Origin of the sequence: Advenella sp. FME57 (assembly GCF_014897675.1) — a bacterium.
In the GTDB taxonomy this organism is placed as follows: domain Bacteria; phylum Pseudomonadota; class Gammaproteobacteria; order Burkholderiales; family Burkholderiaceae_B; genus Advenella.
Map to the genome: position 1 here is coordinate 62,322 of NZ_JABUXU010000011.1, position 26,914 is coordinate 89,235.

28 protein-coding genes are annotated in these 26,914 nt (G+C 52.3%); 18 read left to right on the plus strand and 10 right to left on the minus strand.

Annotation, left to right across the window (positions count from 1 at the left end; translation table 11 throughout):
• Window positions 1-22 precede the first annotated feature (22 nt).
• The 7 genes from INT32_RS13830 to INT32_RS13860 form a co-directional block, all read right to left on the minus strand.
• Window positions 23-1,498, minus strand: coding sequence for an aldehyde dehydrogenase family protein (locus INT32_RS13830; RefSeq protein ID WP_193089319.1), 1,476 nt, complete (start codon window positions 1,496-1,498; stop codon window positions 23-25).
• Window positions 1,495-3,090: a GMC family oxidoreductase gene (locus INT32_RS13835; RefSeq protein ID WP_193089320.1), complete on the minus strand. Its 1,596-nt coding sequence runs from the start codon at window positions 3,088-3,090 to the stop codon at window positions 1,495-1,497. The genes INT32_RS13830 and INT32_RS13835 overlap by 4 nt, the downstream gene beginning before the upstream one ends.
• Window positions 3,091-3,309: 219 nt before the next feature.
• Complete coding sequence (locus INT32_RS13840) at window positions 3,310-4,215, minus strand: AraC family transcriptional regulator (protein WP_193089321.1); 906 nt, start codon at window positions 4,213-4,215, stop codon at window positions 3,310-3,312.
• Window positions 4,212-4,376, minus strand: a complete 165-nt coding sequence (locus tag INT32_RS13845) for a hypothetical protein (protein WP_193089322.1) — start codon at window positions 4,374-4,376, stop codon at window positions 4,212-4,214. Before INT32_RS13845 ends, INT32_RS13840 begins: the two co-directional genes overlap by 4 nt.
• Window positions 4,377-5,115: 739 nt before the next feature.
• Window positions 5,116-5,964, minus strand: a complete 849-nt coding sequence (locus INT32_RS13850; protein WP_226817053.1) for an amidohydrolase family protein — start codon at window positions 5,962-5,964, stop codon at window positions 5,116-5,118.
• A 21-nt stretch (window positions 5,965-5,985) separates the two neighbouring features.
• Complete coding sequence (locus INT32_RS13855; RefSeq protein ID WP_193089323.1) at window positions 5,986-6,828, minus strand: alpha/beta fold hydrolase; 843 nt, start codon at window positions 6,826-6,828, stop codon at window positions 5,986-5,988.
• The gene (locus INT32_RS13860; protein ID WP_226817067.1) at window positions 6,825-7,790 is read right to left on the minus strand and encodes a tripartite tricarboxylate transporter substrate binding protein; all 966 of its coding nucleotides are present in this window, start codon (window positions 7,788-7,790) and stop codon (window positions 6,825-6,827) included. The genes INT32_RS13855 and INT32_RS13860 overlap by 4 nt, the downstream gene beginning before the upstream one ends.
• A 170-nt stretch (window positions 7,791-7,960) precedes the next feature.
• Between INT32_RS13860 and INT32_RS13865 the strand changes: the two genes are divergently transcribed.
• On the plus strand, window positions 7,961-8,686 hold the full coding sequence (locus INT32_RS13865; RefSeq protein ID WP_193089325.1) for a GntR family transcriptional regulator: 726 nt from the start codon (window positions 7,961-7,963) through the stop codon (window positions 8,684-8,686).
• Window positions 8,687-8,774: 88 nt separating this feature from the next.
• On the plus strand, window positions 8,775-9,518 hold the full coding sequence (locus INT32_RS13870) for a transporter substrate-binding domain-containing protein (RefSeq protein WP_193089326.1): 744 nt from the start codon (window positions 8,775-8,777) through the stop codon (window positions 9,516-9,518).
• Window positions 9,519-9,538: 20 nt separating this feature from the next.
• Here INT32_RS13870 and INT32_RS13875 read toward each other — a convergent pair whose 3' ends face one another.
• Window positions 9,539-10,309 carry a class I SAM-dependent methyltransferase gene (locus tag INT32_RS13875; RefSeq protein WP_193089327.1) on the minus strand — a complete coding sequence of 257 codons (771 nt, stop codon included), beginning with the start codon at window positions 10,307-10,309 and terminating at the stop codon, window positions 9,539-9,541.
• Between the two features lie 64 nt (window positions 10,310-10,373).
• On the opposite strand from INT32_RS13875, the gene INT32_RS13880 reads away from it, so the two are divergent.
• The 7 genes from INT32_RS13880 to INT32_RS13910 all read left to right on the plus strand — a co-directional run bounded on the left by INT32_RS13880 (window position 10,374) and on the right by INT32_RS13910 (window position 16,673).
• Complete coding sequence (locus tag INT32_RS13880) at window positions 10,374-10,841, plus strand: MarR family winged helix-turn-helix transcriptional regulator (RefSeq protein WP_193089328.1); 468 nt, start codon at window positions 10,374-10,376, stop codon at window positions 10,839-10,841.
• A 612-nt stretch (window positions 10,842-11,453) separates the two neighbouring features.
• Window positions 11,454-12,545 (plus strand): alkene reductase, encoded by a 1,092-nt coding sequence (locus tag INT32_RS13885; RefSeq protein ID WP_193089329.1) that lies wholly within the window; start codon window positions 11,454-11,456, stop codon window positions 12,543-12,545.
• A 398-nt stretch (window positions 12,546-12,943) separates the two neighbouring features.
• Entirely contained in the window at window positions 12,944-13,531 is a 588-nt protein-coding gene (locus INT32_RS13890; protein WP_193089330.1) for a TetR/AcrR family transcriptional regulator, read from the plus strand.
• A gap of 225 nt (window positions 13,532-13,756) precedes the next feature.
• The gene (locus INT32_RS13895; RefSeq protein ID WP_193089331.1) at window positions 13,757-14,260 is read left to right on the plus strand and encodes a hypothetical protein; all 504 of its coding nucleotides are present in this window, start codon (window positions 13,757-13,759) and stop codon (window positions 14,258-14,260) included.
• 119 nt (window positions 14,261-14,379) lie between these two features.
• On the plus strand, window positions 14,380-15,015 hold the full coding sequence (locus INT32_RS13900; protein ID WP_193089332.1) for a hypothetical protein: 636 nt from the start codon (window positions 14,380-14,382) through the stop codon (window positions 15,013-15,015).
• Between the two features lie 18 nt (window positions 15,016-15,033).
• On the plus strand, window positions 15,034-15,900 hold the full coding sequence (locus INT32_RS13905; protein ID WP_193089333.1) for a cytochrome b/b6 domain-containing protein: 867 nt from the start codon (window positions 15,034-15,036) through the stop codon (window positions 15,898-15,900).
• Window positions 15,897-16,673 (plus strand): molybdopterin-binding protein, encoded by a 777-nt coding sequence (locus tag INT32_RS13910; protein ID WP_193089334.1) that lies wholly within the window; start codon window positions 15,897-15,899, stop codon window positions 16,671-16,673. The genes INT32_RS13905 and INT32_RS13910 overlap by 4 nt, the downstream gene beginning before the upstream one ends.
• A 229-nt stretch (window positions 16,674-16,902) precedes the next feature.
• Here the strand turns inward: INT32_RS13910 and INT32_RS13915 are convergent, their stop codons facing one another.
• Window positions 16,903-17,829, minus strand: coding sequence for a LysR family transcriptional regulator (locus INT32_RS13915; protein ID WP_193089437.1), 927 nt, complete (start codon window positions 17,827-17,829; stop codon window positions 16,903-16,905).
• 142 nt (window positions 17,830-17,971) lie between these two features.
• On the opposite strand from INT32_RS13915, the gene INT32_RS13920 reads away from it, so the two are divergent.
• The 4 genes from INT32_RS13920 to INT32_RS13935 all read left to right on the plus strand — a co-directional run bounded on the left by INT32_RS13920 (window position 17,972) and on the right by INT32_RS13935 (window position 20,246).
• Complete coding sequence (locus tag INT32_RS13920) at window positions 17,972-18,985, plus strand: zinc-binding alcohol dehydrogenase family protein (RefSeq protein WP_193089335.1); 1,014 nt, start codon at window positions 17,972-17,974, stop codon at window positions 18,983-18,985.
• Between the two features lie 25 nt (window positions 18,986-19,010).
• Window positions 19,011-19,433, plus strand: coding sequence for a heme-binding protein (locus INT32_RS13925; RefSeq protein WP_193089336.1), 423 nt, complete (start codon window positions 19,011-19,013; stop codon window positions 19,431-19,433).
• A 72-nt stretch (window positions 19,434-19,505) separates the two neighbouring features.
• Window positions 19,506-19,904 (plus strand): putative quinol monooxygenase, encoded by a 399-nt coding sequence (locus INT32_RS13930; protein WP_193089337.1) that lies wholly within the window; start codon window positions 19,506-19,508, stop codon window positions 19,902-19,904.
• Window positions 19,905-19,949: 45 nt separating this feature from the next.
• Window positions 19,950-20,246, plus strand: a complete 297-nt coding sequence (locus INT32_RS13935; protein ID WP_193089338.1) for a DUF1330 domain-containing protein — start codon at window positions 19,950-19,952, stop codon at window positions 20,244-20,246.
• A gap of 448 nt (window positions 20,247-20,694) precedes the next feature.
• On the opposite strand, the gene INT32_RS13940 is transcribed toward INT32_RS13935, so the two are convergent.
• Window positions 20,695-21,132, minus strand: coding sequence for an Rrf2 family transcriptional regulator (locus INT32_RS13940; protein WP_193089339.1), 438 nt, complete (start codon window positions 21,130-21,132; stop codon window positions 20,695-20,697).
• 83 nt (window positions 21,133-21,215) lie between these two features.
• On the opposite strand from INT32_RS13940, the gene INT32_RS13945 reads away from it, so the two are divergent.
• The 5 genes from INT32_RS13945 (at window position 21,216) to INT32_RS13965 (ending at window position 26,511) form a co-directional block, all read left to right on the plus strand.
• A complete protein-coding gene (locus tag INT32_RS13945; RefSeq protein ID WP_193089340.1) occupies window positions 21,216-22,190 on the plus strand; it encodes an alpha/beta fold hydrolase in 975 nt (324 codons plus the stop codon).
• Window positions 22,191-22,266: 76 nt separating this feature from the next.
• Entirely contained in the window at window positions 22,267-23,130 is an 864-nt protein-coding gene (gene bla, locus INT32_RS13950; protein ID WP_193089341.1) for a class A beta-lactamase, read from the plus strand.
• A 408-nt stretch (window positions 23,131-23,538) separates the two neighbouring features.
• Window positions 23,539-24,600 (plus strand): LacI family DNA-binding transcriptional regulator, encoded by a 1,062-nt coding sequence (locus INT32_RS13955; protein ID WP_193089342.1) that lies wholly within the window; start codon window positions 23,539-23,541, stop codon window positions 24,598-24,600.
• A gap of 81 nt (window positions 24,601-24,681) precedes the next feature.
• The gene (locus INT32_RS13960) at window positions 24,682-25,668 is read left to right on the plus strand and encodes a tripartite tricarboxylate transporter substrate binding protein (protein WP_193089343.1); all 987 of its coding nucleotides are present in this window, start codon (window positions 24,682-24,684) and stop codon (window positions 25,666-25,668) included.
• Window positions 25,669-25,707: 39 nt separating this feature from the next.
• Entirely contained in the window at window positions 25,708-26,511 is an 804-nt protein-coding gene (locus INT32_RS13965; protein ID WP_193089344.1) for an HpcH/HpaI aldolase/citrate lyase family protein, read from the plus strand.
• Window positions 26,512-26,914: the final 403 nt, after the last annotated feature.

The following is a 26,914-nucleotide window of genomic DNA, read 5'->3' on the forward strand; positions in this document are numbered from 1 at the left end:
GCAACGTCGACTCAGGTGACGCTTAGGCTTGCATCAGTCCAGGATTGAACGTAATTGTTCTGATCTCGGTGAAGTCGTCGATCGCCGTGACGCCATTCAGGCGTCCGAGGCCCGAGTGTTTGGAACCGCCTTCTTCGGCGTCTTCGCTGACCGCGCCCCATTCATTGATCCAGACCAGGCCCGCTTCGATCCTGGGAGCAATACGCAGGGCCTTCGATAGGTCGCGCGTCCAGATGCTGGCCCCCAAGCCATAGATACTGTCGTTAGCCAGGGCGACGGCCTCCTGCGCCGTGGCAAAGCGCTGCATGGTGACCACGGGGCCGAAGGTCTCCTGCTGAACGACTTGCATCTTTGGATCAGTAACCTCCAGGAAAGTGGGGCGAAAAAATGCACCTTTCGACAGCGGACCATCGGTTAGCGGACCTCCTCGCACGACGACCTCAGCGCCTTCGGCAATGGCAAGCTCAACAACTTTATTGACCCGTTCGACGTTCTCGCGGTCGATCATCGGGCCCATATCGCTCGACAGGTCCGCCGCAGGTCCGACCTTCACTGCGCGCAGGCGCTCGGCGAACCGTTTCTTGAACTCCTCGGCAATCTCTTCATGCACGATAACGCGCTGGCCTGTCACGCAGAACTGACCCGCGAACTTCGTCAGCGAGGTCACGAGCATCGGCAGCGCCAGATCAAGATCGGCATCGTCAAATACGATTGCCGGGGTCTTGCCACCCAATTCCAGCCCGATGCGCTTGAAATGCGGTGCTGCGCTAAGCGCGATCGCCTTGCCTGTTCCGGTGCTGCCAGTAAAGCTGATGACCGGAACATCCGGAGAGGCAACGATATGTTTGGCACCGTCGCCAGCCTCGTCAGTGAACACGTTGATCACCCCGCGTGGCAGTTCCGGTACCTCGGCAAAGATCTTCGAGATCGTTGCGGTGATCTGGGCACTCTTGCCCGGCATCTTGACGATCACAGCACAACCGGCCGCCAGGGCAGGCGCCAACGATCGCACCATTAAAATAACAGGGGAGTTCCAGGGTGCTATGACGCACGCCACGCCCATCGGCTGGCGCCTCATCATCGCGATTCTTCCCGGCCCGGAGTCCACAATCCGTCCGGCTTCCGTGCGCGCGATGCCAGCAAAGTACCGCAGCGACGGAATGCAAAGATCGACTTCGAAGGTGGCATCGCCCTGGATCTTGCCGTTTTCGGTGTAAAGGATCTTGATAAGTTCATCCCGATTACGCTCGAACGCGTCCGCGAGCTTGTCGAGCACACGCGCCCGCAGCTTGCGGTCATGTACCCACTCTGACTCGCTCATTGCGCGTTTCGCCGCGACGATGGCCGCCTGGGCGGTTTCGACACCACCTTCGGCGTAAGTGCCGATGACCTCGTAGGTGGCGGGGTTTATGGACTCACGGACCGTATCCGAGCCCAGCCACTCGCCGCCGACCCAGTTCAACGCGGGATTGGACTGGTGGGAGGTATTCATATTCATGGGAGACTCCTGTGTTTCGTTTGGTGAATTGTCGGCGAGGCATTACCCAGCCGGGCTGCAATCCGTTCAGCGACCATGACGGTTGTCACGTTGGTTGGCACTGACGGAACATTAGGGAAGATCGATGCATCGACAACGTGCAGGCCGCTGATGCCATGCACCGCGCCCCAGGCATTGACGACGGCCGTCGGATCATTGTCGGCATCCATCGGAACAGTGGAGGTCGGATGGGCATAGGTAGAGACGTTCGCAATGACGTATTCTCGCAACCGTGCATCGTCTGTCGGCAGGGGCGGAGTGATTTCACTATCGACAATGCCGGCGAACGGCTCGGTCGCGGCGATCGTGCTCGTCAGCCGCGCGACCTCCATCAGGCGTTCGAGATCGCTCGGATCGTCAAGGAAGTTATATTGGATGCGAGGGTTCACCCGTGGATCGCGTGACATGATCTGGAACGAGCCGATGGAGCCTGGCAACACCAGCGCCGACGCCAATACAATCGCGCCGCCAGTGGGACTGTGCATTGGATCGAAGAAGTGCGTCGCTGAAATCTGAAGATCAAGGTCGCCAGAACTTGCGCCCTTAGAACCTGTCCACGCCAACGCTCCGGCGGCAGGCAACATCACCTTATGCTCCGCCTTCAGCGCATAGACACCGTAAATGAGGGGGTGGTCCTGAAGTCTCGCGCCCACCGGCAGGTCCGCCACCACCGGAATATCGAGGCTGCGAAGGTGCGCCGAAGGACCAATCCCGGATCGCATCAGGATCGCCGGGCTTCCAAACGCACCCGCGCAGAGGACCACCTCACCGCCCGACACGACCTCGCCGGTGACCAGACGCACGCCGTCGGCGCGTTTGCCTTCGAGCACCAGCCGATCGACCTCGGCATCGCCTCGGATAGTCAGGTTGGGACGCGCGCGTACGGCATCGGAGAGATAGGTCATACCGGTGTTCATCCGCACGCCGTCCACAACATTGAGCGGATATGGCCCTACGCCATCGGCAGTGGCACCATTGAAGTCGCTGACTGCTGCCAGGCCATTGGCGCGCGATGCATCCACGAAGGCACGCGATGACGTCGACAGCTCCGCCATAGTGCGCTGTCGGATGGGAAGTGGTCCGTCACGGCCATGCCAGTCACTTTCACCGCTCGGGGTATTCTCCAATGTCTTGAAAGTCGGTAACACGTCCTCCCACGACCACCCCTCGATCCCGAGTGCAGACCAGCGGGAGAAATCAGACGGCCGGGCGCGTATCGCCACGGTGCCGTTTAGCGCAGAACTACCGCCGATCACCTTGCCACGTGGGGCTGGGATATCGTGACCCAGCTTTGCCTTGTCGTCGCTCACGTACTGCCAGTTGAAATCCGGCGCCGCGACTATCCCGGCATCAGTCAGGCAGGAAGGATAAGCCTTTGGCGCAAAGTCCGGACCCGCGTCGAGAAGCAGCACCTGCCTGGAAGGGTCTTCGCTGAGTCGGGCAGCGAGCACAGCTCCGGCGGAGCCGCCACCGATGATGATCACTGCGGGCTTTCGGACAAAGGCGCTAGCGCCCTTGCCGATATGTGCCGCAGTCTTTTTCCCTGAAGCCATTAGACCCCCCTTGTTAAGTTCCTGATGTAGCGGTTCTGCTCGAAAACGAGCGCAATACCTGCTTATCAAGTACCTATGTTAGGGAGAGGCGAAGCAAATAGCGGCGCAAAAATTGCTGTTATGGTGCCGATCTTGCGCATCAATCAGGCGTGCGTACCCGTGGCTTGGCAAAGCGGCAGAGGCAAGCTTCTTCGTGAACGCGACAGCGTTGGCTTTCTGCTATGTGGTAAAGCACACCGGAGCACGGACTGCCCGACGATACTCGGAGGGGCTCATATGCTGATGTTTGGTGAATACTCGAGCGAGTACCTGGTTGGATGAGTATCCAACTTCTAGGGCGATCTCGGTAATCGGAAGATCCGTCTGTTCGAGAAGTTCGCAGGCCTTTTCCATCCTCAGTTGCGTCAGGTACACTCGTGGTGGCACACCAACGCTTTGCTTGAACATGCGGGCGAAATGAAAAGGTGAAAGTTGCGCCTCGGCGGCCAGTTCGTCCAGGGTGATGTCTTCCGACAGCCGAGCGCGCATCAACTCCTGACTACGCCGTTCAGCCCACGGGGCAAGGCCACCCTTTGCCGAGGTGAACGATGCCCCGCTCAACCGGCATAGCTCGGCCAGGATCTCGCAGCCTGCCGCTCGCGCCAGCAGACGTGACGGCACCCCTTCCTCGTTGCCCAAAGCCCACAAGTTCCGCAGCGATGACTGGATGGTCGGCGAGTGAAACGACCCTTTGTATAGTTGCAGGCGTTCTGCGGTGAAACTACCGTTGGAGGCTTCATCAAGCACTGTCTGCCACTGCGCCAGGGGAAAGGACAAGGCGCGAAGCTGGTGACTGTTGTCGACCGAGATTGTATGAGCGAAGTCCGGCGCAGCGAGATAGAACGAGCCTTTTGCGCTCCTCACATTGAATTGTCCTCCCCCCGCGTTGCCCCGAACACGGCTGCCCCCGAGCATATCTTGATGCAAAACGAGATCCGGCAGGGCTGGGTGATCCATATCTCCGGCAGGTCTATTCACCTCAAGCAGGTCGAGGACTCCACCCGAGGATTTTTTCGTGCGCACATAGGAAGCATCTCGGCCCTCGGTGTACCATTGGGAGAAACATGAATAGACAACTACGGTCATTGCTCTTCTTCCTTATGGATTGGCTGATGCCTCAATCGGACAGCTGCACCAACCACGCGCCAGCTAAGAACTGCCTGATCCATTTCCGGCAGGAAGTGCTCACGCTTGGACTGTTTACGTTTGCCGGCGGATTTGGCATCAGCAAAGCTAATTTGTATCATGCGGTGAGGCATTTTACCTTTTTAGGGGGTATTTTCAGAACTTCCCTAGCGAACACGGGATTCTTTATCACATCTGCAATCATCCCATGTTTTTGAACTGCGCAATAACTATTAGATTTGTAGCGAGATAAAACGCTGTTGTGTAACCTAAGTAGTACGGCGGACATTTAAGAGTTCAAATCTCAATGACAAACAGTACGAAAAATTCAAAAATGAATGACGGATGTGTTCAAATCTGAATGACGAGTTTTTTTGTATGCCATTGATTTTAATATGCTGTGAGTTCAGAACTCAATGACAATCGACATATCGTTCGGTTTTGCATTTTTGTCACTACGTTCTGAACTGTCCCCGTTTTCATAGAATCAGAATTCGGCTGCTTCAAAGCGAGATTCATTATTATTCGATGGATTGCGTTTTTATTTAAATTAATGGCTTGAGTGAAAACAGAATAATATTGAGATTATTAAACGTCTAAAAAAATGGCTATTCCTAATAATAGTTATCGAAAACAATATTCGTGGCAAGGAAACGATGTCGCTGAATGCCTCTAAAGCAATTTTGTATATTAATTTTTTTCGGCGAAATTGGATTGGTGTACTTCCAGTTTCACGCCTGAAAAACTTAATAAAATAGACAGAATCATTGAAACCCGAATGGTCAACGATTTTGAAGACTGGTCGTTGATTTCGAACGAAGCGCGCATAAGACCTTTTTCCGAACATAGGAGTGCTTCGGCTTATACAGTGGGGCGATACAATGAGACTGCATTATCCCACAGCACTTTTCTGGATAGTTGCGGTCCTAGAACCTCTCGGATTGTCTGAATATCCTGGGCTTGAAAAGGGCGTTTTGCCCGAGTTGATGGAAGGTCTGTGCCAAAAATGAGTGCGTCAGGGTTTCTTTGTGCAATACGTTCTAATACCTTTGGGACATTCATTTTGACTCGACCAAACCCAGTGGCTTTGATACGTGCGCCTGCATCTACCAAATCAAGTAACACAGGCAAGCCTTCCTCGGTCATGCCCAAGTGATCAATTACTATTTGCGGCAGCTTTGACAGTTTTTCTACGTGTTGCTTTAAACTGGCAGCATCCGCATAGATCTCTGCATGCCATTTGCCTACGGTATGAACACGAGTCGCCATTTGTACCAAATCATCTATGTTTGTTGTGCGGCCTCTATACATGTTGAAACGTAGAGCGCGAACCCCAACAGCAGCCAGATCAGAGATCTCGCTGTCCGGCATATTCGCTGGAGCCTGAGTTACCCCGACCCACCTAGGGCCGAGCTTGCTCAAAACTGCTTTCAAATATGTTTGGTCAAATCCCTGGAACGAGCCAGATACGACAGCTCCAGAAGTAATCCGCAACGGTTTAACGTCGGACAAATATTGTTGTAGCGGATACGGCGGTGGCAAATATCCCTGATTTGGTATTAAAGGATAATTAGGGTCAATTATATGACAATGAGAATCGAATAGTTCTTCTGAATCCGAGCTTTCTGCAGCGTATCCGATCATGCTGCTTCCTGCGCCGAGTGTGGTAAGTGCGGCTAAACCTTGTATAAATTTGCGACGTGAATACATTGTGCTCCTCCTGGGTTTTATTTATTCGGCTCTTATAAGTGAATGAATTATGTTGGCTATTTCTTTGGGTGCCTCAATCGGGGTGTAGTGCCTTAGTTTGGGTAAAACGACGAGTTTTGCATCTTTGATGCAGTCTTTGATTTTCCGCGCCATTTTCACCGGCGTTGCGTAGTCTTCTTCTCCTACTACGATTGTCGTTGGCCCTCTGTAATGGCTTAGATTTGTTCGCTCGTCCGCGTTGCCAAGCATCCGACAACTTTCCAGATAAGCTACGGGGTTATTTTTGAGAAACACTTCTATTGCTTGTGGAATTTGATCTGGGTATTTGGTAATGTAATCATCAGAGAACCAGCGGTGAAGTTGAAATCCGATCAGGTCCGATAATCCGTTGTTCATAGCACGCTGCCCGCGTTCCTCCCAGGCAGATATCGCGCTGGGTCCATAATAGGCAGTCGTGTCTATTACACATAAGCTTGCTAATCGGTCTGGATACCAGCCTGCGAAGGCAAGTGCTACAGTGCCACCCATTGAGCACCCCACCAAGTGCACGGACGGAATTTCCAAATGATCGAGAACATCGACAACATCATCAGCAAATTGTTTTGTGGAATATGGACCATTAGGGCGATCAGAATCTCCGTGTCCACGGCAGTCGAGCGCGTAAACAGTGGCATTCACATGAAGTTCCCGGGCTACGTCCGTCCACATTTTTCCATCCATCGCAAGAGCATGGATAAATAGGACTGGCGTCTCTGCAGCTTGTCCGTTGCGCAAAATTCGCAAATTTAATGCGCAGTTATCTCTGGTTAAAATAATCAAACTAGATTCATCGGCCCCTTGACTACTTCGGTCGGTTTCTCTCATTTTGCGTTCGCCCCGGATTTCTCAACTAATTCCTTCCAGAACTCGAGATCCTTGGCCATTTTGGCGTCCAATTCATTTGGGGTGCTGGTTTTGACTTCAAAGCCACTATCTGAGAGTTCTTTTCTCAGCTTTGAATCTGATAACACTTTAGCAATGTCGCTGGCTATTTTTTCTCGTATCTCAATTGGGGTGTCTTTGGGGGCCATGAAGCCAAACCAGGTATCAACCTCATAACCCTTCAATGTTTCACCGACTGTTGGTACCTCAGGAAAAGTGGCAAGCCTTTCTTTAGAGGTAATAGCGATTGCATGAATGCGGCCACTTCGAACCAGGCTAATAGTCGCAGGCAGTCCTGTAGAGACCAGTTGAATTTGCCCTCCCATCAGATCGGCCAGTGCAGGTCCGCCTCCTCGATAGGGGATATGGGTAAGCTGTTTAGCTCCCTGTCGCTTCATGAGTTCTGCTGCCAGATGCCCGGGTGAGCCGCTACCCGCAGTGCCGTAATTTAAGGGTTGCTCAGATTTAAGTACATCGGTCATGGTTTTGATAGATGAATTTTCACCACTGACCAATACTTGAGGCGCTGTTGCAACTAGAGCAACACCAGATAAATCTTCGATCGCATTGAACGGAGGTTTGGGAAATAACAAAGGATTTGCCAGCACGCCATCTCCCCAGAACAACAATGTATATCCATCGCCTGGTCTATTTATGACGTTTTGTGCCCCTATATTTCCGCCAGCTCCCGCACGGTTTTCAATTACTATGGGCTGCCCCCACAATTTTCCTAGACCGTTACTAATGTGTCGTGCTATTACGTCAAAACTGCCTCCTGGGCTGAAAGGCACGACCACTTTAACTGGTTTTTCGGGAAAAGTGCTTTGAGCAATGCTAGCGGTTCCCGCGATAGACAGTGCGCCAGCCATCATTGCTTGCATGAATATTCTTTTGCTATTACCCATCAATGTTTAAACTCCTTCTATACTGATAGACAGCTAGTTATATATCAGACTTATAAATAGCTTTAAAAAATACGAAAATATTAACTCCAACTCCTATATAGGAGTATAGGTGTTATATAATCTTTTGACATTACGGGTTTTCCCGTAGCAATGGCATGTAGGAGTGAGATTTGGCTTTAAAAACAGACACGCGCTTACCATTACATATTCAAGTGCGAGACGAGTTATTGCGTCGTATTTCAGATCGTATTTGGACTGCAGGAGAAGCGTTACCTGGGGAAGAGCGGCTAGCAGCTGAGTTTTCTATCTCTGTTGGAACAATGCGTAAGGTAATCCAAGCCCTGGTGCAAGAGGGGGTGCTTGAACGCGTCCATGGCAAAGGAACGTTTGTTACCAGTACATTCGAGCGGACCTCAATGCTTCGGTTTGTACGTTTTCGTGGGCCAGGTAAAAACACGTTGCCCCAAGCCAATGTTTTGAAACTATCCATAGAAAAGGCACCCGCTGAGATCGCAGCAAAATTGCAACTTACTCCTGGAGCAAAAACAATCTATATGCACAGATCGCGTTCCTATGATGACGAAATTGTTTTGGTAGAGCATATCTGGTTGTCTCATAAACGCTTTTCTAAACTCATTCCACATTTAGAGACTGAATCGCCTCCTTTGCTTTACCCAATCTACGACTCCGTATGTGGCGTTTTGGTTTCCCGGGCTATAGATGAGTTGGAAATGGACGTGATTTCCCAGGAAGATGCCCAAGTGTTCAAGGTCCCTGCGGAAACGCCGTGTATGAGAATAGAACGTACGATGCATGATCATCTTGGCGACGTCGTAGAGTGGAGAGCATCTTACGTTCCGGCCAATCGATTTCACTACACAGTGGAAATTCGCTAAGGTTCGTATGACTGTCCTTAAAACTTGGACCAGGATAATCAACGGCTGGAATGGCATAAGCATCGAATTTTGAAAACGAGGTAATATTTTGCACAATAGTTTTTTAACGCATGACATTAAGAACTCCTTTGCTCATACTGGAAGATTACGTGCTTCTATAAACGTAGGGAACCCGATATTGGCTAAACGGGGCGGCGATAATGTTGGCGGCGTCTCAGTGGATTTGGCACAAGCATTTGGTGATGCATTGGGCGTAGAAGTGGAGTTCAAGGTGTTTGAGTCAGCCAGGGAGTCGGTCCAAGCAGTCTCGAATAACAACGCGGACATCGGTTTTTTTGCGATAGATCCGCTGCGAGCCAACGAGATAGCCTTTACGCCACCCTATGTGCTAATTGAAGGCTCCTATTTGGTCGCAGAAAATTCTGCGCTTACCAGTAATCATGAAGTGGACGCTCCAGGGATGCGATTAGTAGTAGGGGCAGGCAGCGCATATGACTTGTTTCTCTCGCGCGAAATAAAGCATGCCGAAATCATCAGATCGGCAACTTCGCCCACGGTCGTTGATACCTATGTAGACATTTCTGCAGATGTTGCGGCGGGCGTGAAACAACAATTGGAGGCCGACTCCCAGAGGTTGGGAGGATTAAGATTGCTGCCAGGAAATTTTATGGTGATACGTCAAGCGATGGGATGTTCCAAATCGCTCCCTGAAGCCGCACTTCGCTTTCTACGAGACTTTATTGAAGCAAAGAAGAGAAGTGGTTACGTTGGCGAGTCCTTAATTACAAATAGAATCGATGGGGCGACGGTGGCTCCACCAGATGGACAGTAGGTTTCGTCATGAATAGTGGTTTAACTGTTAGCATTAGCAGGAACATTACCAACTAGCAGAGACAAAGGCCAGGAAACTCGCCTTCTTTGCTCCTGGCTTTCCCATCTTTCGCGCAACTCTCTTTCAAAAGCGGTTACTGGATTTGAGGTCAAGCTCTTTTGTGCGAGTTTCACTGCGGACCAAGTTGACACATAACCAATTAGATCGTCAACGGTCCAGTACACAGTAATGGCCAGTTCTGGCAGCATTCTTTTAGGGAAAGGGAAGGGAAGATTGCGATATCCTTCCTCTACATGTCTTCTTTCAGCAGGCCAATATGGGCCGATAACTTCATAATAGAAATTTTGAACAATCTCGTCGACGTCGCCGTCAACATGTAGCACACCATAAGAAATAAGAGCAATGCCGGCATCTGGTACGGCAATACGCTGGACTTCTTGGTAGAACTTGTCTAAGTCAAGCCAATGAGCAGCCTGCGCAACGGTAATGAGATCAACCGAGCTATCGGGTAAACCGCTTTCTTCTGCAGGCGCAGCACGGTAAGTAACCCCTTTCTTAGCCTGCGCTTTTTGGATTTGTGCAGTGCTAGCATCAGTAGCAATAACCTGCGTAAATTTTTCAGCCAGTAGTACAGAGAGTTGTCCTGTTCCACATCCACAATCGAGTGCAAGCCGTGTTCCTGGGCATATTTTTGCTAGTTCACTGACCAGCTCAGGTGGGTAGGTCGGTCTGTGTGCAGCGTAATTGTCAGAACCGGTAGAGAAATGATCTTTGAACGGGGTTTTGGTCATAGTAAAAGTTGAGTTGAGAACATCTATTGGACAAATACATTAGCGCTAATGTACAATATTTTTTATGAATTTAAAAGTAAAACCTGGCTTGGGAGAGCTGCTCCGATACCTTGTGGAGCTCGTCGATGAGGGAGCGGAAGATCATTACCGCGCAATGAATGTAGCCTATCGAGCTAGATATACTCCGGTAATGAGAGCCTTAAGCGTAGGGGCTGAGACTATCTCCGACATCACCGCTAGCACTTATTTAACGCAAGGGGCTATTAGTCAATCAGTTGGATTGATGGAGAAGGACGGTCTAATAACGAGACATGCATTGGAGGATGGGCGTAAGAGCGCTGTGGATTTGACGCCAAAAGGTAGGGCATTACTAAAGAAGTTGGAACAGCACTGGAAAGTGACTTTCAATACTATTGAGAATTTGGAACAGGAAATCGAGTATCCGCTTTTGTCCGTTTTGGAAAGCGCCGCTCGGGCGCTTGAGAATAACGGCTTTTCAGCCAGACTGAGCGAGGAAAAGAAAAAGCGATAAAGTTAGTATGCTAGTAGCGTGGTGGCTCGAGTACGTGGGATAGGCCCTTGGCGGATGGCACTTTGTCCAATCTCGATTGATGAGGACCAAAATTTGTAAGCTGTCATTTATGGAAAAATAGAATATCAATATAAGAAATCTATTGTCTTATAACCAATTTATTTTTAATAAAATTTAATACTTATTTTCTGAAACTTCGACAGCGCGCTCCGAAAAATCTCACGCTATTAGAATCATGCCCAGGGCAAGGCGGTGGTCTGTTTCTATCCTGCTCAAAGCGGGTGACTGAATATCAGCGACATACTTGCGCTTGATATCCCTAATACTTTTAAGTCTCTTTCAACGACAACCTGGAAGGGCTCGATTTTCCCTGGATCTAGGGTGCTGTTTTGATTCCTACATACATTTGAGTTATAACCAAAGATTTGACAAAATAGATTATGGGTATCATCATAAATCACCTTGGTATTCTCCTGATGCCTAGACGTTGAGCACCACCCATCGGCTGGCACGACGGTACACACCGCAACGAGATTGAATACCTGGCAGACAACATTACCAAGGCCTCCAGACATTTAAGAAATCCATCAACCCAATTGGAAAATCGAAAACATGACTCAGAAATCGTTGTTCGAGCCCTATGCGCTGGGCTCGCTGACACTCTCAAACCGCATCGTGCTGGCACCGCTGACACGTAACCGCGCGCGGGCGGGATTCGTGCCCAGCGAACTGGCCCCCACCTATTATAGCCAGCGTGCTTCGGCCGGCTTGCTGATCGCCGAAGCCACCCAAATCTCGCAGCAGGGCCAGGGATATCAGGACACCCCTGGTATTTACACACAGGCGCAGATTGACGGCTGGCGGCAGGTCACTGATGCGGTTCATGCCAAGGGCGGGCGCATCTTCCTGCAGCTGTGGCACGTTGGACGGATATCGCACGTGGCACTTCAGGAGAGCGGCGCTGCGCCGGTCGCGCCTTCTGCCATTCGCGCAGAGACAAAGACCTTCGTGAACAACGAATTCTTGCCTGTCTCTGAACCGCGTGCGCTGAGTCTGGACGAACTGCCGGGTATTGTTGAGGACTTCCGCAAGGCTGCGGGCAACGCGATTGCCGCCGGCTTTGACGGCGTAGAGATTCATGCCGCCAATGGCTATCTGCTGGATCAGTTCCTCAAGGACGGTTCCAATGTGCGTGACGACGCCTACGGCGGCGCCGTCGACAATCGCGCGCGTTTGGCCCTGGAGGTTGCGGCGGCCGTGGTCAAGGAAGTCGGCGCCGAGCGCACCGGCATTCGCATCTCCCCGATCTCGCCAGCCAATGGCATTTCCAGCAGCGATCCGCAGGCGCAGTTCGACTACCTCGTGGCACAGCTCGACGCGCTGGGATTGGTGTATTTGCACGTCGTCGAAGGGGCGACGGGAGGCGCGCGCGACGTGGCGCCGTTCGACTTCGACGCTTTGCGCCGACAGTTCAGGCACACCTACATCGCTAACAACGGCTACGATCTGGAACTGGCGAACGCCCGGCTCGAAGAGGGCAAAGCCGATCTGTTTGCCTTCGGCCGTCCATTCATCGCCAACCCTGATCTGGTCGAACGCCTGAAAACGGGCGCTCCACTGGCGGACCTGAATCAGGCCACGCTATATGGTGGCGGTGCCAAGGGTTACATCGACTATCCTGCGCTCGCCACGGCTGACGCGTAACTTCCCCCTGTTGCCTGCTCACCGCAGCCGGCTTAAGCGATTGCTTGAGCCGGCGTTTTCGCATTGTCCCTTGGGTATCAGAGCGCCCCTTGTGAATGTATCGTTCGCGACGAAGCAGCGATCGAAGCAGCCTTCGCTACTCTGGAAGAGCCTGCGGAGATCGCGGACGTTCCACGTTGCGCCGCCGTCACACCGGTGCGCGTGCGCGCCGTTGAGCTTTGAAGCCGGGGGCGAGAATGACCTGGCCAACGCCGGGCAAGGCTGGCTTCCAATTGACTGGCAGCACACTTGACATGAAACCAACCAACTAGTAGAATGGCTTTAACGTCATCGCTGAGAAACGATTTTAGTGTCTTGCAGTCAGTATATGTCTGGACGCCAACTTAATAGAATTCATTATGAGTGTAGAACTTTCCCCCAGGGCAACTGAAATTGCCGAGCACACGAAGCAGTTGATCGCCGCAGGCGGCTACAACGGGTTTAGCTATGCCGATATCTCCGAGCGGGTGCATATCGGTAAAGCCAGCATCCATCATCATTTCCCGAGCAAGGCAGATCTGGTGCATGCCGTTGTCGTGCGGCACCGCGAACAGTCGCGGGAAGGGCTGGCTGCACTTGATCAGCACATCAGTGATGCGCCGGGGCGCCTGAAGGCCTACACAGATTACTGGGCCGGTTGTATTCGTGACGGTCAATTGCCTATTTGCATCTGCGCCATGCTGGGCGCAGAATTGCCCATGCTCCCACAAGAGGTTGCCAGCGAGGTTCAGCGGTATTTTGAAGACCTGACCGCCTGGCTGCAAGCCGTGCTGGAGACAGGCGTGGCACAGGGAAAGTTTCATTTGCGTGATAGCGCTTTTGTTGAGGCGCAAACCTTTATGTCTGTCGTACACGGCGCGATGTTAACGGCACGGGCCTTGAATAGTCCCGAGGCATTCGAGGCAATTTCACGAACGGCGATCAGGCAGCTGACCGCATCGAACTGATCTGTCTGTATTGTGAAGAGATGAGTGCATAATTTTTTATCTATGTAACCTATCAACTAGTTGGTTGTTATTTATCAATTGTTTATTAGTCAATTGTTATTAGTTGATTGATCCAAAAGTAAATCGGCGCGCAGCCTGACAGGCTCATCTGTTTATTTATCGGGCTGGCATCGTTGGTATTAAGCCGACCAGGCCCAAGCAATATTTTCAAGGAGTGTTCATTTCATGCCTCATCCTATTTCCGCCTTAGGCGCAGGCCATACAATTATCAGCCTCATTCCGCTCATAGCCGGCGTCTACAGCTTTGCCCGCTACCGCAAAATTGACAACACAGTGCCTGCTGGCAAGATTTATCTCATCGGCCTGGTGCTGGCAGTGTTGACGTCGTTTGGGCTATCGAGCACCGGTGGCTTTAACGTCGGTCATGCGCTGGGCATCCTGGCGCTTTTGGCCACAGGCGGCGCGCTATACGTGCCGCGGGTGTCTTTTCTGGGACGCTTGCGGCCCTATCTATCCCAGTTTGGTCTCACATTCAGTTTCTTTCTGCTGATGGTGCCAGGAATCAATGAAACCCTGACACGTCTGCCTGTCGCGCATCCCCTGGCAGCGGGACCTGATTCCCCGGCGGTGCGCGGCACATTGGCTGCCTGGACCATGCTCTTTGTCGTGGGATTCGCGTTGCAGAGCTGGTGGACGCGCACGCAGCACAGGGGCACCGGTCCCGCTTAGTCAGACACCGTTTTCGCTATTTATTATTGAGAGCTTTTAAGGCGCAGCTTTCGGTACTTTTCTTAGCTCATGCGCCCTTTATTTACAGTGCGATATTTCTATCGCCAAGGAGATTTACCATGTCTGTTTTACGACTTCGCCATTTTTTCGCAACCGGCCTGACAACGGCAGTACTTGCGACCGGCGGTTTGACCGCCGCCTCTGCCGCCAGTGCGGCTGAACAGGGGGTTCGCGTGCGAGGCACCGTCGTCGCGCTGGCGGGTGATCAGTTGCAAGTGAAATCGCGTGATGGCCAGGCTATCGATGTCAAGCTCAAGGACGGCTGGATGGCCTCCGCAGTAAAAAAAGCCAGTTTCAGCGATATCAAGTCCGGTGATTTTGTCGGGATCGCATCGCTTCCCAAGTCTGCAGGCGGTGATGGCGCCCTGGAAGTCTTGATTTTCCCGCCTGCGCTCAAAGGTAGGGGAGAGGGCAGTTACAGTTGGGACTTGAAACCTAACAGCACGATGACCAACGCCACGGTAGGCGATTCGGTCAAATCAGTGGATGGTAGTGTTGTCACGCTTAACTATCATGGCAAAGAAAAGAAAATTTCTGTTCCTGATGGTACCCCGGTTGTTACGCTTGCGCCAGCAACGCACGATGATGTCAAACCCGGCACCGTCGTTTTCATCCCTGCCCAGAAGGGTGCAGACGGTACCCTGTCAACCGGCCAACTGATCGTGGGTAAAGATGGCGTCGTCCCTCCTATGTAATGGGGGACGAGTGTTCATATGGATAAGCCTAAATTGAAATGCCTGCCAGCATCACATGCACCAGCAGGTTCCCGCCAGTCTGTGCGGCGGCATTCGGGGGTCGTCCGTATGACCCATTGGGTAAATGTGCTGTGCTTTTCTGTCCTGCTAATGAGCGGGCTACAAATTTTCAATGCACACCCCAGGCTGTATTGGGGGGAATATGGTGCTGATTCGGACCAGGCATTTATTGCCATTGGATCCGAACAGCATGGCGACAGGCTGAAAGGATTTTTTCAGATTGGCCCGCTGAGCATCGAGACGACCGGTATTCTTGGCGTCTCCCGTGAAGGCGATGCGGTCACAGAAAAAGCATTTCCTTCTTGGCTCACGATTCCCTCCTACCACGACCTGGGGGCGGGCAGAAATTGGCACTTCCTCTTCGCGTGGTTGCTGCTCATCAATGGCTTTGTGTACCTGGCACACGGATTATGGCGAGGACATATTCGCCGGGATCTGTTGCCGAACCGGGACCAACTGGGATGGCGGCACGTATGGCGAGAAGTGGTAGACCATGCTCGCCTTCGTTTCGCCAAAGGCGAGCACGCGCGGCGCTACAACAGTCTGCAGAAGATGACCTATCTGCTGGTGGCATTGGTATTGCTGCCGCTGATGGTTCTGACAGGACTGACGATGTCGCCCGGTTTAAACGCGGTTTTTCCATTCCTGCCTGATCTGTTTGGCGGGCGCCCCTCTGCGCGCACACTGCATTTTCTGACTGCGTCCTCGCTTGTCCTGTTTGTCGTGGTTCACGTACTGATGGTTGTTCTATCGGGTTTCTGGAATAACCTTCGCTCGATGATGAGCGGGCGTTATGTTATTGATCATTCAGGAGATACAAAATGACGCAGAGGTTCTCTCGCCGCCGGATTCTGACCGGTCTATTGTCCGGCGTTGGCGTCTCCATGATGGCAGGATGTGATCGCCTGACGCAAAGCGCCGGTTTTGGACACGTGTTACGCCAGACCGAGCAACTGACCATGGGCAGCCAGCGACTGTTGCTGGACCGAAAGACACTGGCGCAAGAATATAGTGCGTCCGATCTTTCGCCGGTGTTTCGCGCCAATGGCACACAATTGCCCGATTCGGAGGAGTACGCGCGTCTGCTTGAAGAGGGCTTTGTCGATTGGCGCCTGCAGGTAGACGGCCTGGTAAACCGGCCGCTTAGCCTGTCGCTTGAACAATTGAAGCGCCTGCCGGCGCGCACGCAAATCACCCGACACGATTGTGTCGAGGGATGGAGTGCGATCGGACAATGGCAGGGCGTTCCCCTTGGGCGGGTCCTTGATCTGGCGCAGCTGAAGCCGGGTGCGCGCTATGTGGTATTCCATTGCGCAGACGAGCTGGAAGTCACGTTCGACGGCAGCGGGCGCTACTACGAGAGCATCGATCTTATGGATGCGTATCACCCTCAGACCATTCTTGCCTATGGCATGAATGGCAAGCCTCTGCCGGTAGCGCACGGCGCCCCTTTGCGACTTCGGGTCGAACGGCAACTTGGTTATAAGCATGCTAAATACTTGATGCGCATTGAGGTGGTCTCCGCGTTCGACACACTGTGGGGAGGGCGGGGCGGCTACTGGGAGGACCGCGGTTACGAATGGTATGCGGGCATCTGAATTCATATAGTGATGCTCAATTTTGATTGTTGGCAATAGCGTAATACTGAATGTGCTTTATCAGTTTACTTAGCGTTGCTTAGCCGTATTTTGTGCCGAAGACAAGCGCTGAGAAATAACCATGGAGTCAAGCTTTATGACGTTGCGCTAGTTGTCGATTTCAATAACTTGTATCTGCGCTTCATCCATGGTGTTCTACATCGGGCGTACCTCGTGCCGCCTGCTCAATTCAGCCAATGTCGTCTCGCGGTGGATGGCTAGCCAGCAAGGTATCACAACGTTCCCTCAGGAAACGATGTAATTCGTTGATCGCGGGCGTCAGCCGCGAGCGGTGGGCACAGATCAGGTTCAACGGCGCAGGCTCGCAATGCGCTGGTGCAAACAACTCCACCAGCCGCCCGGCCTTTAGATCGTCGATGAGATCCAGTCTCGATTTGTAGACCAGGCCTTCACCAGCAATGGCCCAGCGGCGCACGGCATCGGCATCGTCGCTCATCCGGTTGCCCGTAATCGCTACGGTACGCTCACCGCCGGGCAGGGTAAAGCGCCAGCGTTCATGCACTTGTTCGCTCCATACGTACCGAAGGCAGTTGTGCTGCTGCAGGTCGTCGGGCTTGGTTGGCGCGCCGTGCCGTTCGATGTACGCTGGTGCGGCGCACAACGCACGCCGGTTGTTACCGGCCAGAACCAGGGCCAGAAGCGATGAATCGGGCAGCGTGCCATAGCGTACGACGGCATCTAGCGGCTGGCGGATGAGGTCGGCGGCGCGGTCGCTTATCTTCAGGTGCAGCGACAGGCCTGGATGCTGGTGCTGGAAGTCGTCCAGCCACGGCAACAGGAGGTTGCGTCCGAAGTCGGAGGGGACCGATAGCCGCAGCGGGCCGGTCAGTGCCGATCGACCGTCAGCCAAGGCCAGGTCGCCTTGCTCCCGCGCGTCCACCATCAGCCGCGCATGCGGCAAATAGCGCTCTCCAGCCTCCGATAGTTGCATGCTGCGCGTGGAGCGCGAGAGCAAGCGGGTATCCAGGGCCTTCTCGAGCCTTTGCACACAAGCGCTCGCTTGCCCGGGCGCGATGTTCAGCTGGCGTGCCGCTTCCGAGAAACTGCCGGCGTCTGCTGTGCGCACAAAGATCTGAACGTCATCAAGTCGAATGATTTTCATTGAATCACAGAAAGTGTTTTGGTTTTCAGCGGGTTTATCTGCAAATTGAAGAAGAATAACATGAAGCTCTTCCATCCCCGAAAGCTAATGGCCTTACGGGGTCTCGTTCTCTTCCGATTATCAAAGGAGTTTTCTCATGAAGGCAATAGGCTTTTCTCAAAATCATCCAATCAGCAACCCGCAGGCCCTGCAAGACATTGAGGTGCCCACCCCCGAACTACGTGACTATGACCTGCTGGTCGAAGTCAAAGCGGTATCGGTCAACCCGGTTGATACCAAGGTCCGGCTCGGGGGCGATATTCCTGCGAGTGGATCTCGTATCCTTGGCTGGGACGCCGCAGGCATCGTCCGTGCCACAGGACCGCTGGCGACCCGCTTCAAGCAAGGTGACCGCGTGTGGTATGCCGGCGACATTACGCGACCGGGCAGCAATAGCGAACTGCAGGCTGTGGACGAGCGCATCGTCGGGCCGATGCCAATCTCACTGGATTTCGCCGAAGCCGCATCGCTGCCGCTGACGGCCATCACGGCCTGGGAATTGTTGTTTGACCGTCTGCGTGTTCAGGCGGCCGATCCGACCGACAACAACATCCTGCTGATCATCGGCGCGGCAGGCGGCGTAGGCTCCATCCTGACCCAATTGGCACGCACCTTAACGGGCATGACCGTTATCGGCACAGCGTCGCGGGCAGAGACCCGTCAGTGGGTTCTAGAACATGGCGCGCATCACGTGATTGATCACCGCCAGCCGTGGGCGCCGCAATTGGCCGAGCTCGGCATCCAGCAGGTCACTCATGTCGTTGGGCTCAATCAAAGCGCCGTCTATGTTCCGCAGATCGCCGCCGTGTTGCGTCCCGAGGGCCAGTTCGCGCTCATCGACGACCCGGTGGATCTGGATATCGGACCATTCAAAGGCAAGTCCATTTCAATCCACTGGGAGCTGATGTTCACCCGAGCCATGTTCACCACCGGCACCATCAGTCGCCAACATGCCTTGCTGCGCCGAGTGGCCGAACTGGTTGATCGGGGAGACATCAAGCACACCCTGACCCAGCGTATCGACGGCATCAGTGCGGCGAGCCTGAGACACGCACATGCTCTGGTCGAGGCCGGAAACATGATCGGCAAAGTTGTGATTGCCAACGCCTGAACCTGATTGGAAAAGAAGCACGCATATGACACAGAAAGTTATCGACACGGCAACGATCAGCCTGGAAGCTGCACAGGCATTGCTGGCCGAAGCGCGCCGCGCCTGTGCAGCGCGGGGATTCGCTGCGACCATCGCCATCACCGATGCAGGAGGTCACCTGCGTGCTTTTGAGCGCGCAGATACGGCTCCTTTTCTCACCGTCGGTGTTGCCACTGACAAGGCCTGGACGGCAGCCTCGTTTGGCATGACCACGCATCAATGGAACCAGTACATGGCAGACCCCACCGTGGCTGGGCTGGCCCATCATCCGCGCATGACACCTGTGGGTGGTGGCGTGCCCATCATTGATGATGAGCGCCTTGTGGGCGGTATCGGTATCTCCGGCGGCACCTCTGTCCACGACCACGAGGCTGCCGAGGAGGCGCTGCGTAACGCCGGTTTTCTATAACGAGGCGAATTTTACAAAAAATGCAGGCTATTTATAGATAAATAGTCTGCATCCATCTGCATGGATAAACACATGAAAAAAACGCGCTTATGTGCACTGTCGCTCGTCGTCGCTGCGCCCATGGTCCTGCCGTCCACCGCTGGCGCCCAGTCTCCGGACAATGTCTCGACCGCTCTTGATGCAGCCAGCTACGGCTTGCTCGTGAAGCTTCCTGTTCGGCCGCAAAGCCGCGCTGACTTCTTGCGGATCATTAAGGATCGTGTCGCGGCAAGTCGTCAACGTGCCGAGGTTGTTGACTTTCGAGTGCTTGCAACGCCCGACCCCAATGTCTACATCGCATTTGAAAGTTTTCGAAATAAAGATGCATTTAGTACCTTCGAGAAACTGCCGGAATCGCAACGTTTCCTGAATGTGCTGACACCGCTTTTGAACGGATCCCCCGAAGTGTCAATTTTGCAACCTCTGCCCTGAAGACGCACACAATTTTCAACGAACGATTATTAATAAGGTAAAAAAATGAGCGCTTACATCGTCTTTCAGCGAGTAATCACGACAAACAAGGCCAGTCTGGCACAATATTCACAAGAGGTTGGCGACACTTTCAAAGAGACGCTGGTTGATTTTCTTGTGGCCTATGGGAAACAGGAAACACTTGAAGGTGCGCAAACAGAAGGTACCGTAATCCTTAAATTTGGCAATATGGCTGCAGCAAAGGAGTGGTACTACAGCGATGCCTACCAAAAAGCAGCACAGCACCGGTTTTTGGGCGCTCAATACAACGCAACGCTCGTAGAAGGGACGGATACAGAGTAGAAATAGGGCTTAGAAGAACAGCATTTTGTCCGATATCAGTTTTTATGTCACTGAGCTGAGCAAAGCGACGATAAGATTACGGATTTTCGCTTCCACGTCCAATTTTGAGTTCGATTGTATCGCTCTAATCGCCGTCCCTTATCGCCTAGTTAAATTGCCGTGGTTGCATGTCCCTCGTTCAGACTCTACTTCGTCTGATCGAAGGGCATGCAAGTGCAAATTTAAATCTTAGTTGAGGGCACCTAGGCCAGACTTCTGCCTCCGAGTCGCCAAGAAGCTGAGAAGCGATCCAATGATAGCTAGCGCTGCGCTTACTGCGGATACCCACGTGAATGTACCGGAAAACGCCTCTTGGGCGGTCACGAGCAAGACGTCGCCGTTTTCAGCTGGGATTTGTCGCGCTGCGGTAACCGCGCTGCCGAGCGTGTTACGAGCCAATCAGTGAGATTCACTTTTCTCGATTGCGCGGCGTTGGTTCTGTCAGGTCGTTCGAAATGTCTGAAAGCAGTTTTTCGTCTAGCAATTGAAGCAGCGTATTTTCTACGGAACTCAGGACCTCGTCAATGTGTCGATTCACTGAAGCTTCTACGGGGCAAGAGGGTTTGTCGTGCGCCGGACCAAACACAAATGGCGCAGTATGTCCAATGGCATCGTAGACATCTCTCACTGTAAGCTCATTGAGGTCACACGCGAGCGCCCAGCCGCCGCCCGGGCCGCCTGTGGACTTTACATAGCCAGATTCACGAAGCGCAGCCATGGTTCTGCGCACTACCACCGGGTTTGTATCAAGCATTTGCGCAATCGTGTCTGAGGTGGTTGAGCCACCGCGAAGACGCATGTGTATCAGGATGTGTAGAAGTCGAGCCAGTCGAGTATCACGCTGCATAAATTGGAGTCTAGGAATGTGCAACTTTTTATGTTACGCTATTTTGATAGTTGTGTAAATATCACACTTTGGCCGGAGCAACCATGAGCACATATCGTCAAACATTTATTAGCGCTAACGGAATTCGTCTGCACGTCGCGGAACAGGGTGACGGCCCCCTGGTTATTCTCTGCCACGGCTTTCCTGAGACCTCACATGCGTGGAGGCATCAACTTTCGGCATTAGCTGACGCAGGCTACCATGCCATCGCTCCGGATTTACGCGGTTATGGGGCTAGCGAATGTCCATCTGCGATTGGACAGTATACGTCTTTGGATATCGTAAGTGACTTGGTGACGCTGATTGATGCCCTGGGAGAACGCGATGCCATTGTTGTGGGGAACGATTGGGGGGCTACCATTGCCTGGCAAGCGGCGTTGCTTCGACCAGACATTTTTCGAGCTGTCGCTGCACTCGGGGTACCGATGATGGGCAGGGCACCGATGGCGCCGAGCAGGCTTTTTCCGCAGTCCGACCGAGCGTGGTTCTACACTCATTATTTTTCTATACCCGGGTTAGCCGAGAGGGAGCTTGAACGCGACGTTGGTGCCACACTGCGCAAAATTTATTTTTCCGCATCCGGCGACATCGGCGCTCGTGACCAGGATACGCCTAATCCTTTCGGGCTTATGCCGCGAAATGGAGGGATGCTTGATCCATTGAGCGATCCGCCCGCGATGCCTACATGGCTTGCTTCCGGTGATCTGGAAAAATTTGTGCAGGCATTCAGTATTTCTGGTTTTCGCGGGGGGCTAAATTATTATCGGAATCTTGATCGAAATTGGGAAGTGCAAGCCGCCTTCGAGGGTTTACTCGTTCAGGTTCCGGCCCTTTATCTTGTAGGTGAACGAGACACAGGGCTAGCAATCCCTGGTATGCAGGGAATTATCGACGCCATGCCTCAGCTTGTGCCAAATCTGCGCGATTCTCAGGTGATCCCGGGTGCTGGGCACTGGTTACAGCAGGAAAGACCGGATTGCGTCAATAATGCTTTGATTAAGTTTTTTGGCGAGCTTTAACCTAGTAGTCATCGAAAGAGAATAGGATCATTGAAATTATTCAGCGGCTTTCTCCCTCCTCAATTGAGATACATTTATGAATCGCAGACGTTTACTGACAGGCACGATATATGGCGCAACCGCTTATTTATTGCAACCAGCCTTATCTTTTGCGCAAACTAACAAAAAGACAGCAGTTCTGTTAACTGCATTGGAACACGATTACGGTGGCCGACTGGGCGTGGCAATTTTTGATACAGCGAATGGCAATCGGATTGAGCATCGTGGCGACGAACGCTTCCTGATCTGCAGTACGTTCAAGTTGCTGTTAACGGCAGCAGTATTAAAGCGCGTGGATAACGGGAAAGAGTTGCTGGAGCGACGGATCACATTTGATAAATCGGCGATTCTTCAGTGGGCTCCAGTAACAGGCCTGAACGTGGGCCAACCAGGCATGAGCATACTGGAACTGTGCGAAGCCACGATGATCATGAGCGATAACACCGCTGCCAACCTGTTGCTGACCACACTCGGTGGCCCCGCCGCAGTTACCAAATATGCCCGTAGTCTTGGCGACACGAAAACACGCCTGGACCATATTGAGCCACTCAATGGTATCCAACATGGCGATGAGGATACAACCACGGCCCAGTCAATGCTCGAAAATATGAAAAAAATAGTGCTAGGCCGTGTATTGTCCGCAGAGTCTCGCACACGGCTTGTGCGCTTGTTTGAGATGAACCAGACCGGCGCCCAGACATTGAAAGCAGGCCTGCCCGCAAATTGGCGTATTGGTGACAAAACGGGAGCCGCCAGCGATACTCGCAATGACATCGCCATGATCACTCCACCCGACCGGGCGCCGTTATTAGTGGCTGCGTATTACACAAATGACAAAGTGAACAGCTCAGTACACAAGGCGGTGTTGGCAGAAGTGGGAAAAATTGTCGCCAAGATGTGAGAATACTCCGCTCATTAATGGGAGGCATACCTTGCTGTCGAACGGTCAGAAGTAGCCCTTGACGCTTTGGCTCAATTGTAGGAGTCGGCTCATTTGCCAGTTACGACGACAAGTATGGGTAAGGGCTCAGAAGTCGAGAGCGACCCATTGTCACTGGATGTTTTCGCTAAAGCCCTAAAAAAATAATAGCCTGACCAAAAACAAGGATGAATTTGTCAAGAATGCTGATGTGATTTTACTTATTGGTAATAGAACCAACAAGAGCGGATGGGTTCGCGCGAGCGGGAAAATTACGTCAAAAAAATAACATGGAACTAAGGGTTTTACAGGATGGCACCGGTAACTGTTACCGGTAACATACGTAGCAATTTCCGACAAATTATTCCGCATTGGACATGGGTGTAGGTCATGACCGCTACTAAAACAGTACAAGTCACCCGCCGCAAGGCTGGTTCTCACACGATCCACGATGTGGCAGCATTAGCTGGCGTGTCCTCCACGACTGTCTCGCGGTACTTTAACGCTCCAAATCTAGTCTCCGCCGGCGTGCGCGAACGCCTCAAGGAAATTATCGAACATCTTGGCTATGTTCCCAGCCAGGTAGCAAGCGGACTGGCTTCCGGGCACGGGCGTGTGGTATGCGCGGCCATGCAAAATATAGGAAGCATCACTTTCGCTGATCTGGTAAAGGGAATGACGGATGAACTTCAAGCGTCTGGCCTGCAATTATTGTTGGCTAATGTCGAGTTCTCTCAGGAGCTAGAGGAAAAAGCCATCCGCACATTCATTGGTTGGCATCCTACTGCGTTGATATTGACCAGAGAAGATCACACACCGGCAACTGAAGCGATGCTTCGAAAACTGAAGATACCAGTTGTCGAGGCTTGGGGAATGGATTCGACTCGCCCATATCATCAAATTGGGTATCCACAAGCTGAAGCGGGTGCAATACTTGCCAGGCATTTTCTGGATCAAGGTGCCAGACGCATTCAGTTCGTCCTGCCTAACAGGCCTGAAGACTTTCGGGCAAAGCAGCGCATTGAAGGCTTCACCCGAGAGGTCCAGGCAGCCGGCATCGCGGCAGACATTCTGATAATGCCCGAGCAGGACGATTTTGATGCAGGCGTGGCCAGGATTGAAGCCTTTTCAAAAGAGCCAGTCGACACACGCCCTCAGGCATTGGTTTTTGCCAATGACAATATGGGGGCCGGCGCGATTTTGCATGCCCCAGCGGTTGCTCTGACTTTACCTCGTGATTGTGCAATGGCTTCTTTCGGGAACGCATCGGTCTCACCACACCTGCGTCCTGCCCTCACGACACTCAAGCCACAACGGTACTACATAGGGCAACAGACAGCCAGGACCGTACTGGATCTATTATCCCGGCCAAAGTACGAAATAGAGCCAATTCAAAAATTAATCCCATGCGAGTTGATTGTACGAGACAGCAGCCAATTCAATCTTACATGAGGCAGCCGGAATGGGATTTTTTGACAAATGCTCAATTCATAAAAGCAAACCATAACAGTCAGTAAACCAAAGGAGATAGAGATGAAAAAAGGATTAAGTTCAGCACTTTTAAGCATGATCACCATCGCGGCCGTTGTGCCTGGCGCATCACTTGCAGCTACAGGAGACTCATACCCATCCAAGCCAATAACGATGGTCGTACCCTTTCCTCCAGGCGGGACCGCAGATGGGTTTGCAAGGCCTTTAGCGCAGGAATTGAGTAAACGTCTTGGCCAACCCGTCGTTGTCGAAAATAAGCCGGGTGCGAACGGGAATATTGGCTCGGCCGCAGTAGCCCGTGCGCCAGCGGACGGGTACACGATTTTATATAGCTCACTGAGCACCCTTGCCGTTAATCCATTTATTTATCCTGAGCAAGGATACGATCCTCGAGCTGCTTTTGTGCCAGTCTCGATCACCCATCAAATGGCCAATGTCTTGGTGGTGGGGGCGCAAACACCTTACAAGAGCGTGACTGATTTAATTAATGATGCCAAGGCGAATCCGAGCAAACTGAGTTTTGCCTCCGCCGGCGTTGGAAACACGATGCACCTTGCTGGAGAGCAGTTTCTCACTGCAACTGGCACGAAAATCGTGCATGTTCCATATAAAGGCGGGGCTGATGCGGTAAACGATATTCTAGGTGGCCGCGTGTCCATGATGTTCAACAACCTGCCGGCCATTGTGCAACTGGTCAAGTCTGGGAAAATGCGCGCACTGGCGGTAGCTGACTCAAAGCGGTCTCCCTTGTTGCCGGATGTGCCCACGATGAAAGAAGCCGGCGTTTCTGACTTCACAAACGTGGTTTGGGTCGGGTTCGTAATGAAAAAAGGGACTGATCCAAAAGTCGTCAACAGGATTTCTTCGGAAATCAAGGCGGTACTGCAAAGTCCAAAATTTCGCAAACCTCAAGAAGAACAAGGTTATGAAATCATTGGCTCTACACCAGAGGAGTTTGCAAAAACACTGAAAACGGCAACAGACGAAATGGGTCAATTGACCAAGGACATCGGTATTCGCGTCAATTGAGTCGTCAAAAATTTAAATCACTAAGATGGATGAGATGAAATGAGAAAGAATGGCTTGAAGAAAATTATTAAGGAGGGAGGCGTTGCCGCCAACGGATGGTTATCCATACCTTCGTCGTTCAGCGCTGAAATTGTGGCCAACTGCGGCTTTGATGCAGTGACAGTTGATTTGCAACATGGCATGATTGACTTTTCCCAGGCATTGACCATGTTTCAGGCGATCTCCACCACAAACGCCACTCCCCTGGGACGCCCAACGAGCTCGAGCGCAGTGGAAATTATGAGACTATTGGATGCTGGCGCCTATGGCGTGATTTGCCCTCAAGTTGATACGGCCGAGATCGCTCGCACCGTCGTTTCCGCCTGCAGGTATCCTCCCGTTGGAACCCGATCCTTTGGCCCACCCAGAGGTGTTCTCTATGGGGGCGCGGATTACTATCCAAATGCCAACGACGAGATCCTCGCGATTGTCATGATTGAATCGCGCCAGGCGGTCGAAAACCTCGATGAAATCCTCGATGTTGAGGGAATTGATGGGATATACATCGGTCCAAACGACCTGAGTTTGAGTTTTGGCGGCGGACCGGGATGCTTTCCAGAGGGAGAAATTGGAGAAACGATCGAATTAATTCGCAAGCGAGCCGCGGATCGAGGCATCTTTTCAGGAATTTACTGTGCCGATGTGGACATGTGTATCAAAAGGATCGACCAGGGATTTCAGCTGGTAAATGTGGGAAATGACGCTGCAGCACTGAAAGTAAGCTATCTTACTCAGATTGACAGAATCAAGACCAAGACCATGAGTGCTGGCGCTAATACTGAAACCAGCAATTGCGGTTACTAAAAGTGAAAGGGTGGCAATGTTGACTTTTTGATGGGCTATCAGCGCTTGTCTGTATATATGGCGCAGTGGTAACTCAGCTTCATAATCGAGCCTTCTCTGGCAGTTACCTTGAGCTAGACAACCGTCTTGAGCCCCTTGTCGAAAAATTGCATATTGATTTAAGAGAATTATTTTCTTAAAGTTTATTGATTTTTAAGGAAACTCAATATTGATTTTAAGAAACATGACTGGGTCGTTGCAGAAGGAAGTCGCCCGTTTTCTCTCTGTCGATCCGATTCGGTAGGCTACGCCGTATCAGGACGGCACGCAGTAGCTTATCAATATGGCGACGGGAGCCATCGTTCCGTTAGGGGATGACGTTGCCCGGTTTTCACCTGATCGCTCCATTAATGCCTGTCAGTTT